This window comes from Planktothrix agardhii (assembly GCF_904830935.1).
Classification (GTDB): Bacteria; Cyanobacteriota; Cyanobacteriia; order Cyanobacteriales; family Microcoleaceae; genus Planktothrix; species Planktothrix agardhii.
On the sequence record NZ_LR882952.1, the window covers coordinates 1,590,543 to 1,616,723 of the forward strand.

A 26,181-nucleotide genomic window follows, 5' to 3' on the forward strand; every position below is an offset into this window, starting at 1 on the left:
TTCCCTAAAATATTTTTCAAAACTTGAGGATGATTTTATCCTATTTTCCTGTAGAATACAATAGGTTGATTCAGCCTAATCTTAAATTAGTTTAATTGTCAAATCCCAATTGCTAACTCTGAAGTTAATATGCTAATTATTCAAAAATACGGTGGTAGTTCTGTGGGTTCCGTTGAACGCATTCAATCTGTTGCTCAAAGGGTGTTAAAAACAGCCCAAGATCATCAAGTGGTTGTCGTTCTTTCTGCTATGGGAAAAACCACTGATCAATTAGTTAGTTTAGCTCAACAAATTTCTCCGATTCCTAACCGTCGAGAGATGGATATGTTACTCTCAACCGGAGAACAAGTCAGTATTGCTTTATTCAGTATGGCATTGCAGGAATTAGGACAACCTGCAATTTCTTTAACAGGCGCTCAAGTGGGAATTGTCACCGAAGCCGAACACACTCGCGCCCGAATTTTAAATATTGAAACTGAACGGATAGAACGTCACTTAAATCAAGGACAAGTGGTAGTTGTCGCCGGATTTCAAGGGGTTAGTAGTCAAGATTATTTAGAAATTACTACCCTAGGAAGGGGCGGTTCTGATACCTCGGCGGTGGCTTTAGCGGCGGCTTTAAAAGCGGATTTATGTGAAATTTATACAGATGTTCCAGGGATTTTAACCACCGATCCCCGCTTAATTCCTAATGCTCAATTGATGACAGAAATTACCTGTGATGAGATGTTAGAACTTGCCAGTTTGGGGGCAAAAGTTTTGCATCCTCGCGCCGTAGAAATAGCCCGAAATTATGGGGTTTCTTTAGTAGTTCGTTCCAGTTGGACAGATGACCCAGGAACAAAAGTTATTCCTCCAAAATCCCAGCCTCGACCCCTAGAAGGATTAGAATTAGCTCGTCCGGTAGATGGAGTCGAATTTGATACGGATCAGGCATCGGTTTCTTTATTAAGAATACCCGATCGCCCCGGAATTGCGGCTAAATTATTCGGCGGAATTGCCTTACAGAATTTAGATGTTGATCTGATTATTCAATCAATTCACGAAGGCAATATTAATGATATTACCTTTACTGTAGAACGGAAATATTTTACTAAAGCGATCGCCGTTGCTGATGCCTTATTACCCGCTTTAGGAAAACCCAATAGTTCCGATACTGGTAATGCAGAAGTCACGGTCGATGATAGTCCCATTGCTAAGGTTAGTATTGTGGGGGCGGGAATGATTGGTCGCCCGAAAGTTGCCTCTCAAATGTTTAATACCCTCGCCGAAGCCGGAATTAATATTCAGATGATTTCGACTTCCGAAGTTAAAGTTAGTTGCGTCATTGCCGCCCAAGATTGTCAACGGGCTGTGGCGGCTTTATGTCAATCCTGTGAGGTGAATATTTCCGAAAAAAAATCCGGTAATTCTACATTAGAAAAAACCCAACTTGATCAATCTTTACCCCCCGTGCGTGGGGTGGCATTAGATGTTAAACAAGCCCGTTTAGCCGTTCGTTATATTCCTGACCGTCCGGGGATGGCGGCAAGAATATTCTCCCTTTTAGCCAACCATAATATTAGTGTGGATATGATTATTCAATCCCAACGCTGTCATCAAATTAATGGGATTTTAACTAGAGATATTGCCTTTACCGTTGCCCAGGGAGACGCCGATGAATCTCAACAAATTTTAGAACAAGCCGTATCTGAATTAGGCTGTGGTGAAATTGTTGTGAATAAATCCATTGCTAAACTGAGTATGGTGGGTTCAGGAATGTTAAATCATCCGGGGGTGGCTGCTAAAATGTTTGAGGCTTTAGCTAATAAAAATATTAATATTTCTATGATTGCTACTTCTGAAATTAAAGTCAGTTGTTTAGTGGATGAAGACCAAGGCATAGAAGCCTTAAAAGCGGTTCATGAAGTCTTTGAATTATCGGGGGAGCGAACCTTTATTGTTCCTGAACGCGCTCCTGTTGCTTAATATGATTCCCCCTTGATTATAGCAGGGCTGTTTCATTTTTCCTTCGTTTAAGACCTAACCCCCCGACCCCCTTCCCTCGCAGGGAAGGGGGAGAAGAATTATTCTCCCCTCTCCTTGTAGGAGAGGGGTTGGGGGAGAGGTCACACAAGTTTGTGATCAAAAATGAAACAGCCCTAGATCATGGAGGATATAAAAATAATCTAATTTCTTTTGTGAGTTTAAATCAGATGATTAATCTTTTTATTGAACCTTTGCAGTATAGTTTTATGCAGCGATCGCTAACCGTAGCGATTTTAGTTGGTATTATTTGTGCCGTTGTCGGTAGCTATTTAATGGTGCAACGACTGGCATTATTAGGAGATGCCATTAGTCATTCGGTCTTACCCGGTTTAGCGATCGCATTTATCCTCAATGCTAATATCTTTATCGGGGCTTTTATTGCTGGGATTATAAGTACAATTTGCATGAATATTATTAGAACCTATTCCCGAATTAAAGAAGATGCCGCGATGGGAATAGTATTTTCTGCCTTCTTTGCTTTAGGAATAACCTTAATTACTTTAGTTCAAAAAGACAATAAAATTGACTTAAATCATTTTCTATTTGGTAATATTCTCGGAGTAACAGGAGAGGATGTTAGGGATACATTTATTATTGCTATGATTATCCTAACAGTAGTCACCTTAATCTATAAAGAACTACTGTTTTATACCTTCGATCCCCTGGGTGCAGAAGCCACAGGTTTACCCGTTAATCTGCTCAATTTAGGATTAATGGGATTAATTGCCTTAACCATTGTTGCCAGTTTAAAAGCCGTCGGTGTTATCCTAGTATTATCCCTATTAATTACTCCCGCAGCCACAGCTTATTTATTAGTAGAACGTCTGCATTTAGTCATGATATTAGGAGTAATAATTGGGGTAATTTCCAGTATTAGCGGAATGTACCTCAGTTACTTTTATAACCTCCCTTCCGGCCCAGCCATTGTGTTAGTAACATCGAGTCTATTTATCCTAGTATTTTTATTCAGTCCCACCCAAGGATTATTAAGAATAAAACCTTACAAGTAGGGAATGGGTAATAGGTAATAGGTAATAGGTAATAGTAAATTATCCCCCGCCAACAATAGTTACTATTTCCAAGATATCCCCAGGTTGGATTTCGGTAGTTTCCCAAAATTGGTGATGGAGAATTTCACCATTATATTCTATGGCAATTAAACGAGAATTTAAACCTTGTTCTTGTAAAAACTGGGGAAGTTTTAACCCCGAAGAACAGGTTTTTAATTCCCCATTAACTTTAACCGTCATTGTTTCTTTCATGCTTAATTTTCGGTTAATTAGGTAAAACTTTGTGGGTGCGGAGGTTTCTAACGCGATGCAATTGGGATAGAAAATATTGGGTGACTAAAGTAGGTTGTTCAGCGTTCATAATCGAACGTACAACGGCAACCCGTTCGCACCCGGTCGCCATCACATCATCAAAATTATTCATATCAATTCCACCAATAGCGAACCAAGGAAGGGTAGAATTTTTAACCGCATGACGAACATATTCTAAGCCCGCAGCCGCCTTCCCTGCCTTGGTAGGAGTCTCATAAACCGGGCCGACCCCGATATAATCTGCACCCTCTTGAATGGCTCGTTTCATGTCTTCAGGACTATGGGTAGAACGACCAATTAATCGTTGAGGGCCAAGGACTTGTCGGGCTAATTGAATCGGGATATCGTCTTGGCCTAAATGAACTCCATCGGCGTCAACGGCGACGGCAAGATCGACCCGATCATTAACTAAGAATAAAGCATCATAGCGATGACAGAGTTGACATAATTTCTGTGCAGTTTTTAATCGAATTTCGTCATTAGAAGTCTTATCCCGATATTGAACTAAAGTTAATCCTCCTTGTAGGGCTGCTTCGACAATGGCGAATAATTTTTCCCCGGGGGAAGTAACTAAATAGAGATAGGAATTTTGTAAAACCTTATGACGTTCATGGGCGAGTAAACGGCTTTCTAAGGTATAAACTTGATAGCGCATTTGTTTAAAGGTGCGCCCCATTTCGGGATGATATAATTTCCCGTATTCTTCAAGCACTCTTAAGGCTTCTTGTACCCGACAGAAATTGGCTTGTAACAGTTGTTCAATACCTGACCGTTGTTCTTCTTGGGGATGGGTTAATTCTGTGCCAGGATCATCAGTGGTATTACGATAGGAACGTAAGGACATCGTATGCCAACGGGCGATTTCTTGGCGCAGATGTTTACATTCTTCCGCGAGTTCCCCACTATTTAACCCAAACCGACACCACTCCTCGATAATTCTCAAGCCCTCCCGGGTGCGGTCTAGGTTAGCATCTAAAATCCGATAAAGAATCGGCTGTGCTAGGGGAGTGTATTGTTGATCCATTCAATGTTCCTCTGTTGTGTAATTTGGTGAGATTCGGGGTATAATTCCCCCAGTTCGATTTTAATGCTGGGTGCGTGTGAACAAAGTTCAAAATTCTTAACAGCCAAAATGTTAAGTTTAAGGTAAAATTGAGGCTGATTTGACGCAAATGACATTTTAAACTAAATTCAGTCCGTCAGACTCCTTGAATTTCCCCTCCCGGTTGTAGTGCTTGGGCACATCCATAATTAATGAGAAGATGCGCTGAAGCGCAACAACGGTTAATCAATATCAGTTTTATCTCCCCCCCCCCAACAATGACAAGGTTATCTGATATTTCTCAACTTGGTTCATCTTTTCCCCGAACTGCGATCGCATTGACTTCTCCATTTTCATTAATGGTACTGCGATCTTTTTCGCCATTTTTATTAATCAGTTTGGGATTAGGACTATTTAACCCCCTCTGCGGGTTAGCCATTCCCCCTAGAAATCAACAAATGGCCCCAGCGACTAATAATCGTTCTATTCCGGTGATTTATGTAAGTTCTACCCTGGGAAATGATGGGGGACAAGGGACGCAACAATCCCCGTTCAAAACAATTACAAAAGCCGTAAGTATGGCGCCCTCAAATACGGCAATTATTTTAGCGCCGGGAACCTATAGCAGTCAAACGGGAGAACAATTCCCGATTATTTTACATAATAATGTCACCCTTCAGGGAAATCCCAATACCAAGGGAAAAGATGTGATCATCACGGGGGGCGGCTTTTACACCAGCAAGACTTCGGCTCAACAAAATATTACGATGTTGGGGGCAAATAGCTCCAGAATTAGTGGCGTCACAATTACTAATCCTAACGAGCGAGGTTATGGACTTTGGATCGAATCGAGTTCTTTAATTGTCTCTCAAAATACGTTTACTGGAAATAGCCATGATGGGATTTCTATTGTCGGAATTAGTGCGCCAATTATTCAAGATAATTCTTTTATTCAAAATGGGGCTAATGGAATTACGATTTATGGAAATTCTCGCCCAGAAATCAGAAATAATGAGTTTCAGAATACCGGATTTGGGATTAATATTTCTCAAAATGCCGCCCCTTTTGTGATTGGAAATCGGGTTTTTTATAATAAAGACGGGATTGTAATTCAAGCGAATGCTCGACCGATTTTAAGAAATAATCAAATTGAAAGAAATCAACGGGATGGAATTGTAGCGATCGCTGAATCCTTACCAGACTTAGGAAATACCCAGGAACCCGGAGGAAACGTGATTCGTAATAATGGTCGTTATGATCTCAATAACGGCACAAAGGGTCAACAAATCCTGGCCTATGGGAATCAACTGGCGGCCAACAAAATTATTGGGCCAATTCAACTGTCCCCCTACCAAACGACCATGGCGGGGACATCTCCCCTAGCCCGTCAACTCTCGAACCCTACCAGCAGCCCAGGGTCTCGGACGGTGGTGGCCAATGATCCTAGCACCATGACCCCAATTAATACGGCTTCTTCCCTTCCGGTCTATCTTCCAGAATCCAATCCGGCTAACCCTAACAGCATTCCGATTCCGGTTCCCCCCCCGGAGTCTTCCCGTTTACCCCCCCAACCTGCCCCCAGACCCCAGAGTTCCGGTGACCGGGTGCTGGGATTATTAGTTCCAGTGGTTTCTGATTTGATTTCGGGTCGTCGGGCCTCGGTTCCGGTTCCCCCCCGTACCCAACCCCGCCAAACCCCCCAAGCAATTACTCAACCGCCCCAAGCTCAACCGACTTCCGTAGCCTCTATCGGGATTTTAGCGGTTCCAGGGCCGGATATTCCGATTGGGTCGGGGGGGGGTTTACTCCCAAATGAGGTGGCGAGTGGGAATTTGGGGAATATCCCTCTGAGTCCGATGGCTTTGGGGTTACGCTATCGGGTGGTGGTGGAAAGTGGTAGTGATGCAGACCTGCGCCGTGTGCGGTCGGTTGTCCCCGAAGCGTTTACAACGGTGGTACAGGGGCGCTCTGTGGTGCAGGCGGGGGCGTTTCGAGATCAATATCGGGCAAATTACCTATTACAACAGTTAACCCGCAGTGGGTTACGAGCCAGAATTGAGATGATGAATTGATCTGGTTTTTGCCGATAACCTGGTTGAAATCACCTATAATCCCTATCAGGGATTGAAACGAATCTAGTAATTCGTAATTCGTAATTCACCCTTTTACCCCTGACCCGGCATCTGTGGGTACAATATAGCGTTGTAATATTAAGAATAATAGCAAAACGGGGGCAATAGAAATTACAGAGCCCGCCGCAATTAATCGCCAGTCGAGGGAGAATGTTCCGGCTAGGGTTGCTACTCCTAAAGGCATGGTATAGAAGTCCGGTTGGTCTAAAACTAATAGGGGCCAGAGAAAGTCACTCCACGACCCAATAAACACAAATATTGCTAGGGTAATTAAGGCGGGTTTAACCGCAGGTATCATCACATTCCACCAAATTCCTAATTCTGAACAGCCATCAATTCTAGCGGCTTCTTCTAACTCTTTAGGGACAGTTTGAAAGGCTTGTCTTAACAGAAATATACCAAATGCCGAGGCAATACTGGGAAAAATAATTCCCAAATAACTATTTCTTAATTCTAATTGTACGGTTAGTATATACAAGGGAATCATCACAATTTGAAAAGGAATCATGATGGTGGCAATAATGGCTGTAAAAATGCCATCTCTGCCTTTAAAGTTTAATCTCGCTAGGGGATAGGCGGCTAAGGAACAAAATAATAAATTTAAACTAACTGTTAATAGGGCGACAAAAGAACTATTAAATAAATACCGCCCAAAAGGATTAGTTTGCCAGACCTTAATAAAATTCTGAAATGTCGGTTGACGGGGAATAAATTGGGGTGGAAATTGAAAGATATTTTCACTGGGAGATTTAAAGGCGGTACTGACTAACCAAACCAGAGGAAATAGCATTAATACGGCAATTATTCCGAGAATAATATAAATAATTACTGTTTTTATGGTTTTACTGTTCAAGTTAATTAAGCGGGTAAACAATAGGAAACATTAATAAATTGAGAGTCTGTACAAACCGCGTTTAAAGGTTTATCCCAAGCATCAATTGGTAATTGAGGAACATAAGCAAAATCAAAAATAATTCCCACCGTCGGAATTAAATTCCATTCGGATAGACTTAACATTCGGTCATAAAATCCACCTCCATATCCTAACCGATATCCTTGAGGATCACAAGCAACGGATGGTACTAAGATTAAGTCAACTTCACTCGGATGTAGTTGCATTAAATTAGCATCGGGTTCAATAATACCATAACTATTAATATCATAGGTTTCCCCATGTTGCCAATAATGCCAGCTTAAAGATTGTTCAACACAACGGGGAAACCCCCATTTTTTATCGGTGTTATTCAATAATAAACTTAAATCGGGTTCTTGGCGAAAACTGAAATAGGATAAAATAGTTTTTGCTTGTTCAAATAGGAGATTTTTTTGTAAGTTTTGACAAATGCGATCGCTTTTTTCCTGATATTCTCTGGTTGCAATTGAACGACGTTGTTTAATTAATAAACGTCTTAATTCGGTTTTATTTTGATTAAACATTAATTTTTTATCGCCTATATCAGTAGATTTCACCCTGTTTTAATGTATAGCAGTAGCCATTAGGAAAAAAAGGGCAGGTTTATTGAGTTCTTTTGAGAGTATTCAATATTATTGAATAACCCGCCCCTACAAGGTTTAATTTTTCACAAAATCTAAAATATATTGTGCCGTGGTTTGGGGTTGTTCTAAATGGGGAACATGACCGGAGTTTTTAACCCAAATCAATTGAGAGTGGGGAATAGCTTTTTCAAATTTATACGCATCTTTAGTTCCTAATATCTTATCATGATCTCCCCATAAAATCAAGGTTTGTTGTTGAATATTATTCAATTGCTTACCAAACTTTCCATATCCCCCGGTTTTACTAAACCTAATCAAGCCTTGATTCCAACCCATAATTTCTAAATGCAAGGCGGCACAAATTTGAGCATCGACAGACGCAAAAGTTTTATCAAAATAAGCACTTTCACTAATCGCTTGACGAACTTTAGGATTCCTTAAAAATTCCGTAGCTAAATAATCAAAAGGCGGTAATAAAAACTTACCCATGACTGGCCCTGGTTTCATACCAGCACTGTCTAATAATACCAGAGACTTCACCGCTTCAGGATACAATAGGGTAAAATCCAAGGCAACTGCACCCCCCATGGAAGCCCCAACCAAAATCACAGGTTGATTAATTAAATCTTGCCAGAATGAATATAAATGAGTGGCTATTTCCGAGCGATTTAACTTAAATTCTGTTCCCCGTTCTGTGAATCCAAACCCTAAAATATCCACGGCAAAAGTTTCATTTTCTGTGGCTAATAATGGTAATAATCGCCGATATTCAAAGACAGAACTATCAAATCCATGAATTAATAAAATCGGGGTTCCCCCCTGACCTTGACGAATATAAGTGGTTTGAATCGGTTGCTCTCGTAAAGGAGTAGAAATGGGTTCACATCTGAGATTTTGAGCGAAGGCGATGGAAGTGGCTTCGGTTAATTTCTGTACAGATTCAGGGAGAAAACTCGGAAACATATTATCAGTCATCAGTCATCAGTCATCAGTCATCAGTTTATCGCAAAATTCCCCATTCGTAATTCCTAATTCCCCATTGTGAGTTTGTCGAGTTCACAAAATATGGGTTATGGTTTTAAATTGAGGCGATCGCAACAGACTTAATTCACAATGGCAATTTTTCCGCGCAGTAGTGACCGTAACACCCGGTCAACACACATCCGTTCTTCTTCGGGTAAGGAATCGTCCAAAATCGCGGCCATTAATCCGTAGCGGTCAGCTTGGGTTAAACAGTGGTTATCGGCGATAGAAGCAACCATTTCAGTAATCGCACCGGGGAGAAGATTAACGTAGGGCATCATGGCAAGACCTTGAACTCGACACTTTTATCATCTCGTGTTTACCCGATTTGGGGGGTGATTGATTTAGGTCTGCTGAAGTGATGTTTCCATAGAAATTATGTGACTAATATCACAATAAGCGATTAAGCACCTAAAATTAAATACGAAAATAGTAATGTGAACTAAAAATTATACTACTTTGCGTTTGTTCATATCTGCCAGAAATAGCTGTTGATATTTCAAGAATTTGTCATGCCATTCTTTAAAACGGCGATCGCCATCACGGACTAACATCTGACGATATTCTTAGGAAGGGATATAACGCTTTTTAGTTGCCATAGTGCTGATCCATTAAATTATTTTTAGATTCTATTTATATGCTAAAATAGTAGCATGATCTCACCCAATTTATCTCAGTCTTCAGGATGATTTTTAGGCTTAGAAACCGGGTTTCTGGTTGATTAATATTCCGCAACTCAACTTTCAACCACTTCTAACCTCCAAGCGAAACCGAAATTGTTCACGGTAATCCGGTTTTGGTTAGATTCATTTAACTGTTTTAATAATTCCTGATTGAATTATTCGGAGCAACAAAGTTAATTTTTCGTTACATATTTGTTGATTTTCCCACCCACTTACTTACAACCTATTTAGGATTGCTATAATCACTTATTCATTAATAAAAGCAGATTCAGGAAGCCAGATTCCTAGTTCACCTTCTTTTATTTGAAAACACACTCTTTTCTGTTCTAAACTAGAAGTTGCTAAGATCTTACCTTTTACTTTTTGATTATCAATAGTCGCAAAAGTAGCTTTTCCCAGAATATCTCTATTAATCGAACCTTTAGAAATTATATCAACAGTTTCCAGTTCTGAGAACGATGTTGTGTTAGTTTCTTGGGTTTTAGATGGTTCAGTTTTAGAAGGTGCTATCGGTACTGGGGTTGGTGTCGGTGTGGGTGATGAGGCCGGTAGTGCTAAGAACTTTGAACTTAATTTAGTTTCTAAAGTTCTTTTGCGGTCATTAAGTTCAGTTAAAAGTTCATAATTACTAGAATATTTTACTTCAATAAATAATCTAAAATCACTGATTGTACAAGGTTTCATATAACCTTCATGCCAACAATGAAACTCTTGATGAATTTCTTGTTTAATAACTAAAAGATTATCCTGTTCAGCAGCTAGTTCAGGATATGTACTTTTATTATAAAGATGATGTACGGCTAAGGTCATCGTTTTTGACATTGATTCTCCTGTGATTTGACATTGATTCTTCTGTTTTTTGAGTGCTGCTTTAATTGCACTATCAATCTCAGCTTTTAAAGGCAGCTTCGGTGTTGCTTTGTATTTAATAATTGGGATAGCAACTTTATGAACCCTAGCAGCATATAGACGTTCTAATCTATCAGTTAATTTCTCAGATAATTCTAGGCTAATTCGTTCTAAACCCGAAAAAGAATAATGACGATCATCCTCTATATCTTCAAAATCCACCTCTATAATTAAGGGGAGATCAGACCTTGCAATATCTTCAAATGCTTGTTCTAAGCGATCTGTATTGGTTTTAAGTAGTTTAAGCACATCCCGAAAATTTATCCAATAACGATTCCGCCTTAGCAATATTTTGCTTGAATTATCACTTAGAATTGAAAGGGTGCTTTCTACAATCTCAAGATCAATTTGTTTCTTTTCTTCTTCACTGATTTTTTTTGTCAGTAACTCAAGAACTTTTGTGGCTTGCTTTGATTGCTGATTAGTTTCAAAGTATTCCCCTATAACAATTAGAGCTAATCGAGAAAAATCTCTTTTTTTATGACCTTTATGGACATATCTAAAATGTGTTTCTTCTTCCCAGACAAACTTGTCTTTCTCCTTTTCTATTGCTGATATTATTTGCTCTAATTCTGGTTTTTGTAGGTCAAGACCTTGTAAAACATCTTCTTCAGTAATAAAGAAATCTGCTAGTGCCATTTTAAAATCCCTCTGGTATTAGATTATGATAGGTTTGCTTAAGACTTTTTAGGTATTGCCGCAATTAGACTATTAGACATTTGCGTCAGACGTTCAAATATTTTGCGATCGCCTGTTTCTTGATTGTCTGGATGATAAATTTTAGATAATTGACGAAATGCTGCTTTAATATCATCTTGGGTTGCCGTCTTAGAATCTAAATTAAAAACTCGCCAAGGTCGAAAGTATTTAAAAATGTTAATACCATTAATACAACCATAGCCTTCTTCATTGGTTTCATTTGGTAAAATATCTATCCATTTACGATATAACATTTCCCAAGTTTGTTTTTCGGCGAAATTTAATTCATCCATGCCATCAGTTGCCATTTTGAATCGTTCTGATTTTTTTAATTCATCAGTATTTTTAACGCCAAAGTGTTCATATATCGCTTCTTTAAGGTCTTGAATTTTAAGTGGTTGAATTTTTGAAGGTTTTTCTGAGGGTGTCTTTAATATCCTGTCATACTTTTCAGTAAGTTCCTGATCTTTTGAAAAGGTTTCTGATTTCTGAGACTTTTGGGAAAGTTTGGTAATTTCTTCTTGTACTTTTGGAGTTAGAGGTGTAGTTGCCATAATTTTCAGGTGATTTTGTGTTTAAATTTTAGGTTGTCATATTTTAGAATAAACCTGACTAGGATTCCGTGTTATTGATTATACGTTCCTCTGTTTAAAAGTGTCAAGTCTCACAAAAACCCTCTATAACTCTGATGATAAATGAGAAAAACCCCCTTAGCAGATGAGCCACTAAGGGGAAATTAAGTTGATAAGCTGTTCAGCATCTAAATTGGTCATGCAGAAATCTTGAAGCTTATGGAGTGCGAGCGTCCTCGCTCGCTGGAATATACAGTTTAAATGCACAACAGCTTACTGACCTTTGGATTTTAATTTTTAATCCTGCCATCTTCTAAGGTCAAAATACTATCAGCCACATCCATAATTCGGGGATCGTGTGTCACTATTAATACCGTAGTATTTCCTTGTTTAGCTAAGGTTTTTAACAGATCAATTACTCCCCTACCACTGGTAGAATCTAAAGCCGCCGTAGGTTCATCAGCCATAATTAAGGGGGGCTCTCCTGTTAACGCTCGCGCCACTGCTACCCGTTGTTTTTGACCACCCGATAAATCCTGGGGTAGCAGATGAATTTTATCCCGTAAACCAACTTGTTCTAAGCGAGTTTTTGCCTCTTCTTTCGCATTTCTTCGCCTAATTCCTTTGAGGTGAAGGGCTAATTCCACATTTTCTAAAGCCGTTAAAGCGGGAAATAAATTAAATCCTTGGAAAATAAAACCAATATTATGTAAACGAAATTCTGCCAATTGAGTCCGAGACAATTTGGTAATTTCTTCACCTAATAAAAATACCTTTCCAGCCGTCGGGGTTAAAAGTCCCGCAATAATTGATAGCAATGTGGTTTTACCCGATCCACTTGGCCCCATTAACAGTTGAATATCACCTTGTTCGACTTCAAAATTAATATTTTCCAGGACTTTAACAGTTTGTCGTCCAGATTTATAAGCCATTTCCACACCACAAGATTGAATTCCAATCGGCTTAACTTTGGTATTAGGTGAATAGTATGCAGCCTTGGGGGATATAGTGGATTGTGCCTCGTTAACTTCAGTTGGTATCATTGTTCCAAATTAATTATGATGTGGGCTTATGACGTAAATTGACGGATCTAATAGACTAAATTACAAGGGCTTATTATCAGTTTACTGAATAAATCCGGGATTGTCCGAGAAGGAAGACTGAACATTAACTATCCTGTACAGTTTAGTATTACCATTCTAAACTTAAATGTTCTCAATTGCCTATGATCTGACTCAACAGAGCAACAAAAGCTCAATCCTATCAAGCTTTAAACACAATCGCCGGATCAACTTTGGTGACTTTTTGAATAGCAAAAAACGCCGACCCGGTACACATAACCACCGTTAACCCGAATACCCCTAAAGCCGATAACGGGGTAATTAAAATCAAAATTCCCTGGGTCGCACCCGCCCAGTACGCAACACCAAAACATAGGGCCATACCTGGGATATAACCTAAAACTGCCATCCAGAGAGCCTGTTCTAAAATAATTCCATAAATCACCCAGTCGGAGGCTCCCATCGCCTTTAGAGTCCCAAATTCTTTTAAGTGATCACTGACAGAAGAATAAAGAATTTGTCCGACTACCACCATCCCGACTAATACTCCGATCGCCGCCCCCAAACTGAGAACAAATCCGACTCCTGTGCGTTTTTGCCAAAAGGTTCGCATCACCATTGACATTTCTTCCCTGCTCAAAACTTGAACATCATTGGGTAAAGTTTGCTTTAGTTTTTGCTTGAGTTGGGTTAAGTCTTGATCGGGTTTAGCTTTAATTAAAACATAAGTAATTGGATCAGCTAGATTTAAAGGTCTTGGGGGCGGAGAATTAACGGGTTTTTGAGTAGAAGATTGATCCTCATAACTTTGAGTACATTGTAAATCATCATTTTGAAGTTGACACAGGGTTTGAGTTTTTACGGGGCTATTAACATAAGCATTAGCATTTTTTAAAGAAGTAAAGATAAAACTATTACTTACAATTGATTGGGTTCCCTGGGTAATTCCTCCTAATTTGGCTTCTAATCCTCCCAGTTTAGCAATATCACCAATATTTTTAATTTTCAGAGCATTTAATTTGCTCTCATCGACCATAATTGTATAGGGATTTTTTAAAGTATTAGCATCTCCTTGAATAATATTCCAAGGAGAAAATAATTTTCCATCGGGGTCGGAACCTACTACGGTAACGGCATGAATTTTATTCTCTAAGGGATCACGCCAACGGGCATTTCTAAAAATAAAGGCTTCGGCTCGTTCAACGCCCTCAACAGTCTGGGATTGGGTCATCCGTTCTAAAGAAATTGGCATGGTTAACTCTAAGTGAATCATATCCTTAGAAGCAATCCAAAAATCTGCTTTCGAGTGATCAATTAAGATAGAAGAAGACCGAATAAACCCGGTTAAAATTCCATTTTGAATAGTTACTAAACTAACAGCAAACATAATCCCAGCTTGCGCGACCAAAAAACGGGGAATGTCTTCAAATAGGTTTTTTCGAGCAAGGGAAGCCATAGGTTAGAGGGCAGGGACAGGGCTATTATATAAGGATAACAGTCGTTAAGTAACCCCGGCCCTCCTTCCCTTCCTTGATCCCCTTGCTGTTTGAGTCACCGTAATGCTATAACACCCAAGAACCACCTTGTGTACCCCTGGCGTTGAATGGGGGTAAAATATTAGTTTGCTTCAAGCTGTTTGAGTTAATTGTGTTCACTAACCCCGCCCTAAAAGTGCGGGGATTGCTTAAACCAATTTAGGCAACGCAAGAAGTGAATAGCTGATTGAGACTCAATTGGGTACAGACTTCCGAATACTTCTCTAGTTCGGACAAAATCTAAACCTGATTGGTTCAGGTGTTGGGTAAAGCTAAGACATCTTAATTGAGTTGAGCTCATAGACTTAAACATTTATGGGTTATACCAAAATGCGAATCCCAGTAGTAGCTCAAGACACAAGTATCTGTTAGCGATGCTAACTGGAAACGGTTAGGGCAGATTACTTATAGTAAAGTACAGTTAATTCGTCGTTCTAACGGGTTGATTGTTACTTAGAAGATTGTGTAAAGCCGTCCTTCGCTTCGCTAAGGCACGGGGTTTCAAACCCATTTTTTTGATGAGCGAAAACCAACAAGAACAAAGTCAAAGCCAATCTTCTAACACGACTGCTTCAGGGAGTTCACCCCAAATTCCCATTCGTTCCCTGGTGAGAAAAAGTCGTGCCCAATGGCTCAAAGAACTTTGCACGAGTTTGGAAACTGGCAATACCCAACCAGCAACGGTTGATGAAACTCCTAGTTCCCCTGAATTAACCGAAACAGCCAGCCAGATTGTTGTTTATCAGCCATCTCAAGGGTCATCTTCTCCTCAACCCGAAAAACGCAAACGCTTTGTTCTACCCAAAACCATTCCGGCTAATTTAGTTCCCCTGGTTTTGGCTCTGTTGATTTTAGTTCCGGGGGGGATTGGGGTTTTAGCGATGAGTCTGTTGTTCCGTTTGCCCGCTTTACCCAATTGTCCTAAAATTTTCTGGCCCATAGCCTCGGCTTCCCTGCGGTTATATTGTGCAGAATCCGCCGCCAATAAACAAACTGTTCAAGATCTATTGGTTGCCATTGATTTAGTTGATAGTTTATCAAAAGATCATCCCCTACGTCCTGAAATTAATCGCCAAATTGAAAAATGGTCAATGGATATTTTGAATTTGGCAGAGGAGATGTTTCAAGCCGGACAACTTTCAGAAGCCATTGCCTCCGCCGAAAAAACCCCCGAACATACCCCGGCTGCCGCTCAAGTTTCCAAACGCATTGACCAATGGCGTGAAATTTGGGATGAAGCGGAACAAACCTATCAAAAATCCGAGGAATTAATGCGCCAAGAAAAGTTAAATTTGGCGTTTAAAGAAGCAACATTATTATTGAATTTAGGAAATAATTATTGGGCAACCACTAAATATCAAACACTAACAGATTTGATTGCCATTACCCGTGAAGATAGCCAAAAATTAGCTAAAGCCAGAATTTTGATCGCCCAAAGCAGTTTAGATAGTTGGATAGAGGCGGCCGGGTTAATTGAAAAACTTTCTCCTGAGAGTTATTTAAAAGATGCCGGACAAAAAGAAATTACCACTATTGGTAGTAAAATCATGACTTTAGCCGAAGAAACCCTAAAAAATGGCAATTGGCAAGAAGCGATTAATATTGCCAATAAAATTCCGGGTAGTGCGAATTTACAAGAAAATGTTAAGGATTTTACTGTCTTAGCAAAAGCCAATGTTCCGGCTTTATTAGATACGGTTGTGGGCTTAAAAAATGCGATCGCCCAAGCTCAAAAAATCGGACAAGATCGACCCCTCTATCAAAAAGCCCAATCCTATATTCGCAATTGGCAAGAATCAATTGCTGATGTTGCTACCCTAGAACGGGCGCGACAATTAGCCCAACCCGGAGGCGTCAGTGACCTGCGGGCGGCCATTGCCCAAGTCCAAACCATCCCCGCCTCTAACCCTAGGGGCACCGAAGCCAAAACCGAAATGGTCAGTTGGACAAGGCGGATCGAAGAAATTGAAGATCGACCCCTATTAGACACGGCGGAACAATTAGCCAGTTTTGGCGATGCCGATTCCCTAAAACAAGCGATCGCCCAGGCTCAAAAAATTGGTCGCGGCCGGACATTATATGAAAATGCTCAAAATCAGATTGGCGAATGGACAGATCGCAGTCAACGATTACAATATCAACCCATCTTAGATCGGGCGGAACAGTTAGCATCCGAAGGTAGTTATGCCGAGGCGATCGCCCAAGCTCAACAAATTAGTTCGGGTGTAGTCTTATATAACACAGCTAAAACCAAAATTAGCCAATGGAATAGTCAACTCCGAGATGCCGAAAATCTCCGCAATTCAGAAGTTCTGGCTTCCCCCGGAACCCCTGACTCCTACGCTGCGGCGATCAAAATGGCGAATCAAGTCTCCAATTCCAGTAAATTAAGAGGTCGGGTTGAGCAACTGATTGATCAATGGGGTCAAAATCTATTGCAACTGGGTTTAGATCAATCTACCTATGATGTTCCCGGTGCGATTGGGATCTTAAAGAAAATTCCCCCCCAGAGCACCGCCTATTCCCAAGCTCAAACCCAAATCCAAGATTGGCAAGAATGGTTAAATCCCCCCGCACCGCCACCGAAATATCAACCCCCCGTGGACACCTACGAACCTCCGGTAGAAAAGGCACAACCCCCCGTTGAACCCGATCAACCTGCCCCACAGCCGACCCCCACCCCAGAGGGAGAAAATCAACCTCCGATTGAGTTAAATCAACCCCTAACCACTCCATCAACAGGCATATAAATCAGTTATCAATCATCAGTTATCAGTCATCAGTTTATTACCCATTCGTAATTCGTAATTCGTAATTACCTATTCCTATATTGTTAACATTTGCAGGCTGTATAAACTGGCATATAACCCATTTTGTGCCACGAGTTCATCATGACTTCCCGACTCAACTAATTGCCCCCGTTTTAATACTAAAATTCGATCCACATTTCTAATCGTTGAAAGACGGTGAGCAATAATAATAGCGGTACGTTCTTTTAACAGACGTTCTAAGGCTTCTTGAATTAAAACTTCCGTTCCCACATCTAAATTAGCCGTTGCTTCATCTAAAACTAAAATTTGAGGATTCCGAATCGCTGCCCGGGCAAAGGCTAACAGTTGTTTTTGACCACTGGATAAATTCGTTCCCCGTTCTCGTAATTCGGTATTATATCCTTGGGGTAACTGTTCAATAAAACGATTTATATTGGTTTTTTCCGCCGCCTGTTGAATTTCTGCCAAACTATAGGATTCTCCTAGGGTAATATTACTTTTAACATCTCCAGCGAATAAAAAACCATCCTGTAAAATCACCCCGATATGACGTCTAAGTTCGGTTTGACGTAACTCTCGAATATCAATGCCATCAACTAAAATTCGTCCTTGAGTGGGTTCATATAATCGACACAATAGCCGAATAATCGTACTTTTTCCGGCTCCTGTTGGCCCGACTAAAGCTACTTTTTCCCCTGGACGAATAGTTAAATTCAGGTTTTTGATCACATAGTCATCATCTTTATAGGCAAACCAAACATTTTCAAACCGAATTTCTCCCATTTGTACCCAGTTATGATCATCAGAATCTAAGGTGGAAAGATGGGCGGTAATTTGATCAAGATCCTGAATTTCTATGGGTTCATTCAGAATATTATTAATCCGTTCAATGGCTGTTAATCCTGCTTGAATTGCTGTAAATTTTTCGGCAAATTGTCGTAGGGGATCAAATAATCTTTGGGCATATAAAATAAAAGCCGATAACGTCCCAAAACTCAAGTCATTTTCTATAACTTGTCGGCCCCCAAACCAAAGAACAACGCCAATCGCAATTAAGGCAATCCATTCCAAGGTTGCGGATACCGCCGAATCATAAAAAATAGTTTTATCAACTGCTTTAATATATCGAAGATTAGTAGCCCGAAATAATTCAGAATTAAATTTTTCTCGACGGAATAATTGTACAACCCCAATTCCCACCATATTTTCTTGAAATTGGGAATTAAGATTAGAAAGTTCGTCTCTTGATTTATAGTTCTCTTTCCGGTATTGTTGTTGAAAATAAACAATTACAGCCGTTACCGGAACCATCATTAAAACCAAGATTAATGCTAATTTCCATTCCATCATAAACATCAAAATAGCAATGACTAAAATGGAAAATAAATCATTAACAATCCCAATTGCACCCGTAGAAAATACATCCCCCAAGGCATCAACATCACTGGTTAAACGGGTAATTAATCGTCCGACGGGAGTGCGATCGAAAAATTTTACAGCTAAAGAAGTGACATGATAAAATAAATCATTCCGAATATCGGTCGTCATTTGTTGACCTATTTTTTGCACCCAATATCCTTGAATGGCTTGCAATAAAAATCGGAATAAAATAGTAATTAGAAGAATAATAACTAAAACGTTCAATCCATCCGATAGAGACATTTCTCTAAGGAAGGGAAGGGCTGTCGGTTCTTGACGAATTAAAGAAATCGCTTGTCCAATTAAAATCGGTTGAACTGCACCGGAAACCGAGAGGGGAATTAATAAAATTAAGCACAAAATTAATAACCGTCGATTCCGTTGTGCATACCCCGCAACCGCGCCGAGTAAGCGCCAATCTGTTTCACGGGATTGAGGGGAATTGTTAGGAGAAATTAGGGTAGTCATTCTAACTTAAAATTTAAGTGATTTTCACTTCACAAAAGTTTAACACGCCTGATGGTAAAACTGCCGTTATAGCAGGGAACACCGGAACATCCCCCCCAAACCCCCCGTGCACGGGGGGCTAGGGAGGGAGGGAACGCCGGATCTGGGGGAAAACACTTCACCGTATGGGTTCCAATATCTGTCTGGTGTCTTAACTGCCTTGGCGGTTGCTATATAGGTTTTTGAGGCTAACTTTCAATGATTCCTACAATTTGAGATACGGCTACAATGGGTGCGGTAACGGCTCTTAATATCCGCTTTCCCAGGGAAATAGGTTGAAATCCGACCGCGATGCCTCGGTGAATTTCCTCCTCCGTCCAGCCCCCTTCTGGCCCCGTTGCTAGGATAATTTTATTCAGTCTTTTTTCTGCTGCTAGTGGGATTAATTCTTGGGTTAAAGAGGGATAATTTCCCCGACCTTCACAAATATATTGATCACAAGAATGATCGTTTTTTTCTAATCCTATTTGAAATGAAACCGGATCAAAAATATTAGGAATAATCAGACGTTCCGATTGTTCGGCGGCTTCTCTAGCAATTTTTCGCCACCTTTCTACCTTTTGTGGACTGGGTTTTAATACCGTTCTTTTACTAATTACCGGGATAAATTGTGTCACCCCTAACTCCGTACAACAACGCACAATTTCCTCAAATCCATCGGCTTTTGGTAAGGCAACTATTAATATAACTTCAATCGGTAATTCAGTTTGAATCGAGACTTTTTCAATTAATTTAGCCTGGGGAGAAGATGCAGGTAAATTAACGATTAATTCTGCTATCCACCATTGACCCTGAATAATAATAAAGCGATCGCCCTGTTTCAACCGTAACACCCGACCCAAATAATGCTGTTGTTCAGCCGTTAAAGATAGGTATTCATTTTGAAGTTGTTCTGGGGCGATCGCAATCCGTTGAAGTTGAACCATGAATAAAACCGATTAAATTCTTGGTTAGATACTCTAACCTAAAACCCCCTCAGTTCAACTGGACTATTCTACTTTCAGTTTTTCCAAATATTCTTCAAATCGCTTGGGTGGCTAACTCAACCACTGGTTTTCCCAAACGTTTAGATTCAGCTTTCAACTGATTATAAACAGAATCGCGCACACTGACCCGATGCCGAATTTTGCTCGGATCAACCGGGTTATCAGAATCAGCATCAATCATCTCTGGTAGGGTCTGGCTACCTGTAAAAACGGGTGCTTCTTGAGTTTCAATATTCATTGAGGCAGTCGTTGAGTAAGAGGTCATAAATTTGCGAAGCTCGTCAAAGCCGACACGATCACAAAAATCACCAAAACTCTCCCCAACTTTCCGATCCTGTTTAAAATAAACTAAAATCGGAGTCAGAAAAGTTTCAAGATCGTGAATGGATAAGCGATTAACAAAAGCTTGAGCTAATCGTGTCTGATTCGGAGAGCCCCCCAGCCAAATCTGGTAGGCATCGGGGGCGCTGCCAACAAAGCCTAACTCCGCCATGTAGGGTCTGGCGCAACCATTGGGGCATCCAGTCATCCGAATGACAAAATGCTCTGGTTGCAAACCCACATTGTCCAACAATACCCGAATCCGTCCCAATAGACTAGGGATGACCCGTTCTGATTCTGTGATCGCTAATCCACAGGTCGGAAATGCCGGACAAGCCATGGCATAACGTTCTAGGGGATCAATTTCGGTTTCGGTTTTGATTCCGTGTTCTTTGAGCAGGGTTTGTATTTTGGGTTGAACTTCTGGGGAAATGTCATACAGAATCACATTTTGGTTTCCGGTGACTAACATCGGAATTTCAAACTGTTCTACAATTTGGCGTAAAACTGTTTTAAGGCGGAAATTTCCTTCGTCTTTGATCCGACCATTTTCAATCGAAATGCCCAGAAATAATTGACCATCCCCCTGTTCATGCCATCCCAAATAATCTTGATATTTCCAAGCAGGTAAAGATTTAAAGGGTTTAAAGGCTTTGCCAAAATATTCTTCAGCTTTTGCCTTGAATTTATCCACCCCCCAATCATGAATTAAATATTTCATTCGGGCGTGACGTCGGTTGCTGCGATCGCCATAATCCCGTTGAGTTGCAACAATGGCTTTTACCGCATCATAAATATCTGCTTTATCGACATAGCCAATTTCATCGGCGACCCGGGCAAAGGTTTCTTCCTTATTATGCGTGCGTCCTAAACCTCCCCCAGCTAAAATATTAAATCCTTCTAACTCTCCAGCAGCATTTGTAATTACCACTAAACCCAAATCTTGGGTGTAGATATCAATGGAATTATCCCCCGGAACTGTGACCGCACATTTAAACTTCCGAGGCAGATAATAAGTGCCATAGATCGGTTCTTCCGAGTCGGTATAATTCGTGCCATTGGTATTCCGAATTCGGGCAGCTTTAACCTCCGGGTGTTCTTCGGCGGTAATAACTTTTTCCCCGTCTAACCAAATTTCATAATAGGCTCCGGTTTGGGGAGTTAATAGATCGGCAATATTATTAGCATAAGTCCGGGCATATTCATAATCAGAACGATTTTTATAAGGTGCGGTCGGCGCCATCACATTGCGGTTAATATCTCCACAAGCCCCTAAAGTTGACCCCATACTATTAACAATAGAAGCCAAAACCGTTTTCAGATTTTTCTTTAAAATTCCGTGTAATTGGAACCCTTGACGAGTGGTAGCCCGAATCGTATGGTTGCCATATTCGTCGGATAACTGATCAATCGTTAAATACAATTGAGGCGGAATAAAACCCCCAGGACTGCGGGTTCGCAGCATCATTCCATAGTCTTTTTCTTGCCCTTTTACCCGATTATCTCGGTTATCTTGTTGGTAGGAACCATGAAACTTGAGAATCTGAATCGCATCTTCAGAGAAGTAGTTCAAATCATTTAAAAGTTCTGTGGCGAGGGGTTCTCGCAAGCTGTTACTGCGTTCTTTGAGCCCTTCTACTTTTGAGGGTTTACTGACCTTGGGAGGTGTTGTGGATAAAGTCATGCGTGGGATACCTATTTCAATAAAAAACTCTACGAGTTAAGCGTTTTAGTTACAGCTAACCCGCCAGTTAAACCCGCTTTTTTTCTAACCCATGTAATTCGGTCGGAATTATCGGTATTGAATTTGATTTTAACATGGGACTAACCACAAATCATACCACTGATGTAAATAGCATGAGAGTTTGGGCGCTTAGGTGGCTTTAGCCCAGCAGAGGAAAAATGACTTGGGGAATATTTAACGCCTTTAAGTCCGGTCTAAATCACTCAACCCATACAGCCGCGCCACTATTTCATCTATTTCCTGTTCCCATTGCCCAACATTTTGACCTTTAGCTTCAAGGCATTTCTGGACTAGGGTTTCTATAGTTTTTTGTTCTGCTTCGGTGGCGGTGGGGATTGGGATTTGAGAAACATAGATAGATTTGAAGCGCCTAAAATTTCCTCGAATAGCCGGAAAAATTTGACTAATAAAAAATTGAATAATACTTGAATTAAGAAATCCTAACAAATATTCTGATTCTGATGGAATAAAAAAGAGGGTACAGTCAGGAAAAATAGAATTATTATCAAATGCAAACTCACAGCTAGATGCAATATCAGGATAAACAATTTTTCTACGTTCAAAACGATTTACTTCAGCAGGAGAGGCTTGTAATTCAAACCATTTAGAATCTCCAGCCCTGATTTCAAGCCTATTTTTATATTGACTAAGATAATTCTCAATTGCAGGATATTTTTTAATATCAATTCCTTTCTTTGTAAAAATTAAATATAAATCTTGATATTCCATTCTCCATCTTTTAACGTCACGACCTCGTAAAAAGGGCTTAATTATTTCAGCAGATGATGAATGTTCAGCAATTAATTTATCTCTTGTTGCTCGATCGATCACAAAAGCCTCATTAAATCCTGTCTTAATCCCATAATAAAACTTACCGTTTACATATTCCCCCAAAGGTTTACCAGCATTTCTCAACTTTGCCAATAAATCTAAAACCTGTGTATTTTCCAACCGCCAACCATCAGCTTTAAGTGCAGATTGGGGCATTAAGAAATTTTGAGCATCAAATACACTTGGAAACTGATTTAAAGCCTCCGTTTGTTGCCAAGAAAGAGCCTTTAACTTTGCATCCTTACTAGCCTTTTCCTTACTGAATAAAATAATACTGGGATAGGCGATCGCTGTAAAAACATCCGTATCCCCAAAATCAATAAGCTGCTGAATTGTTGTATTTTTACCCAGAAAATCCCGTAACTTTTCCCCATAACCCGAACGGAAATATTTATTCGAGCAAATATAACTCAAAACGCCGCCAGTATTTAGTAACTGATAACCCCGTTCAAAGAAATAAACAAACAAATCAGCAACGCCTGTATAACAATCAAATTGCTTTTGTAAAATTGGCTTAAATTCCTTAATTTGTTCCTGTCTCACATAGGGCGGATTGCCAATCACAATATCAAAACCATCAGCAATCCCAAACATCCACTCAGGATCGAAAAAATCCGCCGAAGTATTTTGATTGTAAGGATTCCAGGTTGCCAAACTATCAGCCAAAGCCACCTCCAACCCCGTCGCCTTCAACAAATCCCCGATCGCCTTCCGCAACTCCTGATCCCGCTCACGATACTTATCCTTAGTCGCCTTAGACCGCGCCGTAAAATGCTTTTTCTGCACCTCCTTTAGCTCTTGCTCCGTTGCTATTACCTCATTACTCCGCAAATTCAACTGATCACTAAACCTAATCAAACTATTCGCCGCCACAAACTTAGTTTCCAAATTTGGCAAAGGCAAAATCCCCCGATTAGGTTGATTATTGTCCACCTTCTGCTCCACAATCAACGAAATAAAACAGCGTAACTTGGCAATCTGGAGAGCGATCGGCTGAATATCCACGCCATAAATGCAATTCTCAATCAAAAACAACTTACGCGGATAGTCCTTTTCATTATTAGCAAAATCATCCTCAATCTGCCCCAAACGCTCCTCTAATTGTCTAACTGCCGCCTCCCTTGCTTGCTCATAACTAATCTTTTGCGCCTGCCGTAAATCCTCCAAAACAGGTAAAATTTCCCGTTCTTTTTGTTGATGTTTCCAACGCTCATTATGGCGATCAAGCTTGCTTAAAATATGCACCATCTTCTGTAAAATACCCATTGGAAAAGCCCCCGATCCACAAGCCGGATCGAGAATCTTACAATTATCCAAAGCCTGAATTAAACGCTCTACTTCGGCATCTGTAAACTGGTGTGGCTCATCGGTATAGGAAAGTAAGTGGCGAAGTCTGCCCTCATCCCCCCGGCCCCCTTCTCCCTGGGGAGAAGGGGGAGTAAGACTCTGGCTCTCCTCTTGCTTCTTACCCTCCTCTCCCTGGGGGAGAGGGGCTGGGGGTGAGGGCAAATAATTCTTAAGATAAGCAATTAAACTCTCATCCACCATGTAATTCACAATCTCACGGGGCGTATAAAAAGAACCCGTTTGTTTCCTAGCTGTTGTCTGAGTTTCTGGATTATAAGCCGCCAATAAATTCTCAAAAACTTGACCTAATAATTCAGGATCAAGCGCCACATCTTCCTCAAAAGGTGTATTTTCAGCGATCGTAAACTTATAACTCTTAAAAATTTCGACTAAACCCCGTACCTGATATTTCTTGCGACTCGTCCCAAAATCTGCATTTAGATCCACATCCTGAAAATTACCAAAAAATAACTCATTAGGAACTGACAAAGAATTTTTAGAATTATCACTAAATCCGTCAATTCTAATCTCTGGTTCAGCCTTATTTTTCTGCGGCGGAATATCCAAACACTCAAACAAACCACCATTTAAAAAAGGAATACCCGCAAAATAGCGATCAATTACTTGATCAGGTTCTTGGAAATAGCTCTCATAGCGAAATACATTATGCACCATGTAATGATGACTCTGACTACCAGAACGCTTAATAAACGCCCGATCTTTTTCTGTATTCAGGGTTGCAAAGAATAAATTCTGCAAAATTGCCTTGTAATAGGTGCTTTCCTGCGGTTCTAAACTCTTGAGAAGCGATCGCATATCTTCGTGATCAAACAAAGCATCAGGAACTAAGCCCTTTTCCTTCAAAAACCATACAAACATTAACCGTGTAATTAACCTAATTAAACTCTCTTGATTGTCCTTAGCATCCTTGGGGAAAACCACCTGCTTACAAGCATGAAAATACCAAGCTGAAACCTCTTGATAAAACTTTTTATTTAACAGATTAACATCAAGAACCTTCCGCCAATATTTATATAACTTCTCAAAGGAATCTACCCGATCTTTACCCACAGTTGGAATCTTGAGATCCGCTAAAATTCTTTCATGTCCCGTATGGGGCTGCCTAATATCAATATCCCTTAAGAGTGTCACCTTTCCTGCCTTCTCACCTTCACGATTATCCTTATATTTCAATCTCTCCGTATTGGCAAACGCCAGATATTCACCATACTTAAACACAACTACCACAGGTGTATAGCAAAACTCCCGATTAAAAGCCCGTGATATTTCTGCTAACTGCGATCGCGTTGGCAATAAACTATCATCACACCCCCGCAAAGTTATCCCAAAAATCAATATCCCATCATAATCCGACTTAATTTTATCAATTGCTAAACTCTTACCACCCTTGAATGCTGCATCATCAACCATCCCCAAAAAATAAACATCATCAATGAGACGAAAAGATTCCATATCTTTGTAACTATTTTCCAGAATTTCCCTAGCAGGAATTGGCGCATCCGTTAGAGAAGCGATCGGTACTTGCAACTCCGCAAAAAAAGCCCGTAAAGCAGGCAAAAAGTCTAATTCATTAAAAATAGTGAGTTTCATATCAAAACAAAGCCACAATCACGGATTATGCGGATTAAAGGATTTCACGGATTTTACTTATTTTTATCATATAGCTTTCAACAAAGAAAATCCCTTAATCACTCTTAATCCAAAAAATCCGCGAAATCCGTGTAATCCTCT

General features: G+C 40.3%; 17 protein-coding genes and 1 pseudogene. 4 read left to right on the forward strand and 14 right to left on the reverse strand.

The annotated features are described in order from the left end of the window. The first annotated feature begins 129 nt into the window (after positions 1–129). Positions 130–1,968: an aspartate kinase gene (locus NMG88_RS07550; RefSeq protein WP_254035271.1), complete on the forward strand. Its 1,839-nt coding sequence runs from the start codon at positions 130–132 to the stop codon at positions 1,966–1,968. Between the two features lie 227 nt (positions 1,969–2,195). After that, the gene (locus NMG88_RS07555) at positions 2,196–3,038 is read left to right on the forward strand and encodes a metal ABC transporter permease (RefSeq protein ID WP_026788920.1); all 843 of its coding nucleotides are present in this window, start codon (positions 2,196–2,198) and stop codon (positions 3,036–3,038) included. 39 nt (positions 3,039–3,077) lie between these two features. On the opposite strand, the gene thiS is transcribed toward NMG88_RS07555, so the two are convergent. After that, complete coding sequence (thiS, locus tag NMG88_RS07560) at positions 3,078–3,290, reverse strand: sulfur carrier protein ThiS (protein WP_026788919.1); 213 nt, start codon at positions 3,288–3,290, stop codon at positions 3,078–3,080. A gap of 13 nt (positions 3,291–3,303) precedes the next feature. Next, positions 3,304–4,374: a thiamine phosphate synthase gene (locus NMG88_RS07565; RefSeq protein ID WP_227350358.1), complete on the reverse strand. Its 1,071-nt coding sequence runs from the start codon at positions 4,372–4,374 to the stop codon at positions 3,304–3,306. Positions 4,375–4,670: 296 nt separating this feature from the next. Between NMG88_RS07565 and NMG88_RS07570 the strand changes: the two genes are divergently transcribed. Continuing rightward, positions 4,671–6,464, forward strand: coding sequence for a DUF1565 domain-containing protein (locus NMG88_RS07570; protein ID WP_254035272.1), 1,794 nt, complete (start codon positions 4,671–4,673; stop codon positions 6,462–6,464). An 85-nt stretch (positions 6,465–6,549) separates the two neighbouring features. Here NMG88_RS07570 and NMG88_RS07575 read toward each other — a convergent pair whose 3' ends face one another. From NMG88_RS07575 to NMG88_RS07610, 8 genes are all read right to left on the reverse strand, one after another. Next, positions 6,550–7,383 carry a carbohydrate ABC transporter permease gene (locus NMG88_RS07575; protein ID WP_430204114.1) on the reverse strand — a complete coding sequence of 278 codons (834 nt, stop codon included), beginning with the start codon at positions 7,381–7,383 and terminating at the stop codon, positions 6,550–6,552. Continuing rightward, positions 7,383–7,961, reverse strand: coding sequence for a 5-formyltetrahydrofolate cyclo-ligase (locus NMG88_RS07580; RefSeq protein WP_042153194.1), 579 nt, complete (start codon positions 7,959–7,961; stop codon positions 7,383–7,385). The genes NMG88_RS07575 and NMG88_RS07580 overlap by 1 nt, the downstream gene beginning before the upstream one ends. Positions 7,962–8,096: 135 nt before the next feature. After that, a complete protein-coding gene (locus tag NMG88_RS07585; protein ID WP_227351474.1) occupies positions 8,097–8,984 on the reverse strand; it encodes an alpha/beta fold hydrolase in 888 nt (295 codons plus the stop codon). 140 nt (positions 8,985–9,124) lie between these two features. Continuing rightward, positions 9,125–9,322 carry a hypothetical protein gene (locus NMG88_RS07590; RefSeq protein ID WP_026788914.1) on the reverse strand — a complete coding sequence of 66 codons (198 nt, stop codon included), beginning with the start codon at positions 9,320–9,322 and terminating at the stop codon, positions 9,125–9,127. Positions 9,323–9,973: 651 nt separating this feature from the next. Then, a complete protein-coding gene (locus tag NMG88_RS07595; RefSeq protein ID WP_254035273.1) occupies positions 9,974–11,275 on the reverse strand; it encodes a hypothetical protein in 1,302 nt (433 codons plus the stop codon). A 38-nt stretch (positions 11,276–11,313) separates the two neighbouring features. Then, positions 11,314–11,889 (reverse strand): DnaJ domain-containing protein, encoded by a 576-nt coding sequence (locus NMG88_RS07600; protein ID WP_227397660.1) that lies wholly within the window; start codon positions 11,887–11,889, stop codon positions 11,314–11,316. A 308-nt stretch (positions 11,890–12,197) separates the two neighbouring features. Then, complete coding sequence (locus tag NMG88_RS07605) at positions 12,198–12,950, reverse strand: ABC transporter ATP-binding protein (protein WP_329604055.1); 753 nt, start codon at positions 12,948–12,950, stop codon at positions 12,198–12,200. Positions 12,951–13,170: 220 nt separating this feature from the next. Then, positions 13,171–14,424 carry an FtsX-like permease family protein gene (locus tag NMG88_RS07610; protein ID WP_042153206.1) on the reverse strand — a complete coding sequence of 418 codons (1,254 nt, stop codon included), beginning with the start codon at positions 14,422–14,424 and terminating at the stop codon, positions 13,171–13,173. A gap of 597 nt (positions 14,425–15,021) precedes the next feature. Between NMG88_RS07610 and NMG88_RS07615 the strand changes: the two genes are divergently transcribed. Next, a complete protein-coding gene (locus NMG88_RS07615; RefSeq protein ID WP_227365976.1) occupies positions 15,022–17,253 on the forward strand; it encodes a hypothetical protein in 2,232 nt (743 codons plus the stop codon). A 75-nt stretch (positions 17,254–17,328) separates the two neighbouring features. On the opposite strand, the gene NMG88_RS07620 is transcribed toward NMG88_RS07615, so the two are convergent. The 4 genes and pseudogenes from NMG88_RS07620 to NMG88_RS07635 form a co-directional block, all read right to left on the reverse strand. Further along, positions 17,329–19,161, reverse strand: a complete 1,833-nt coding sequence (locus NMG88_RS07620; protein WP_254035274.1) for an ABC transporter ATP-binding protein — start codon at positions 19,159–19,161, stop codon at positions 17,329–17,331. A gap of 227 nt (positions 19,162–19,388) precedes the next feature. Continuing rightward, positions 19,389–20,126, reverse strand: a complete 738-nt coding sequence (locus NMG88_RS07625) for a 16S rRNA (uracil(1498)-N(3))-methyltransferase (protein ID WP_026788907.1) — start codon at positions 20,124–20,126, stop codon at positions 19,389–19,391. A gap of 63 nt (positions 20,127–20,189) precedes the next feature. Then, positions 20,190–22,191: pseudogene (gene sir / locus NMG88_RS07630) on the reverse strand (sulfite reductase, ferredoxin dependent). Positions 22,192–22,434: 243 nt separating this feature from the next. After that, positions 22,435–26,040: an Eco57I restriction-modification methylase domain-containing protein gene (locus NMG88_RS07635; RefSeq protein ID WP_235751243.1), complete on the reverse strand. Its 3,606-nt coding sequence runs from the start codon at positions 26,038–26,040 to the stop codon at positions 22,435–22,437. Positions 26,041–26,181: the final 141 nt, after the last annotated feature.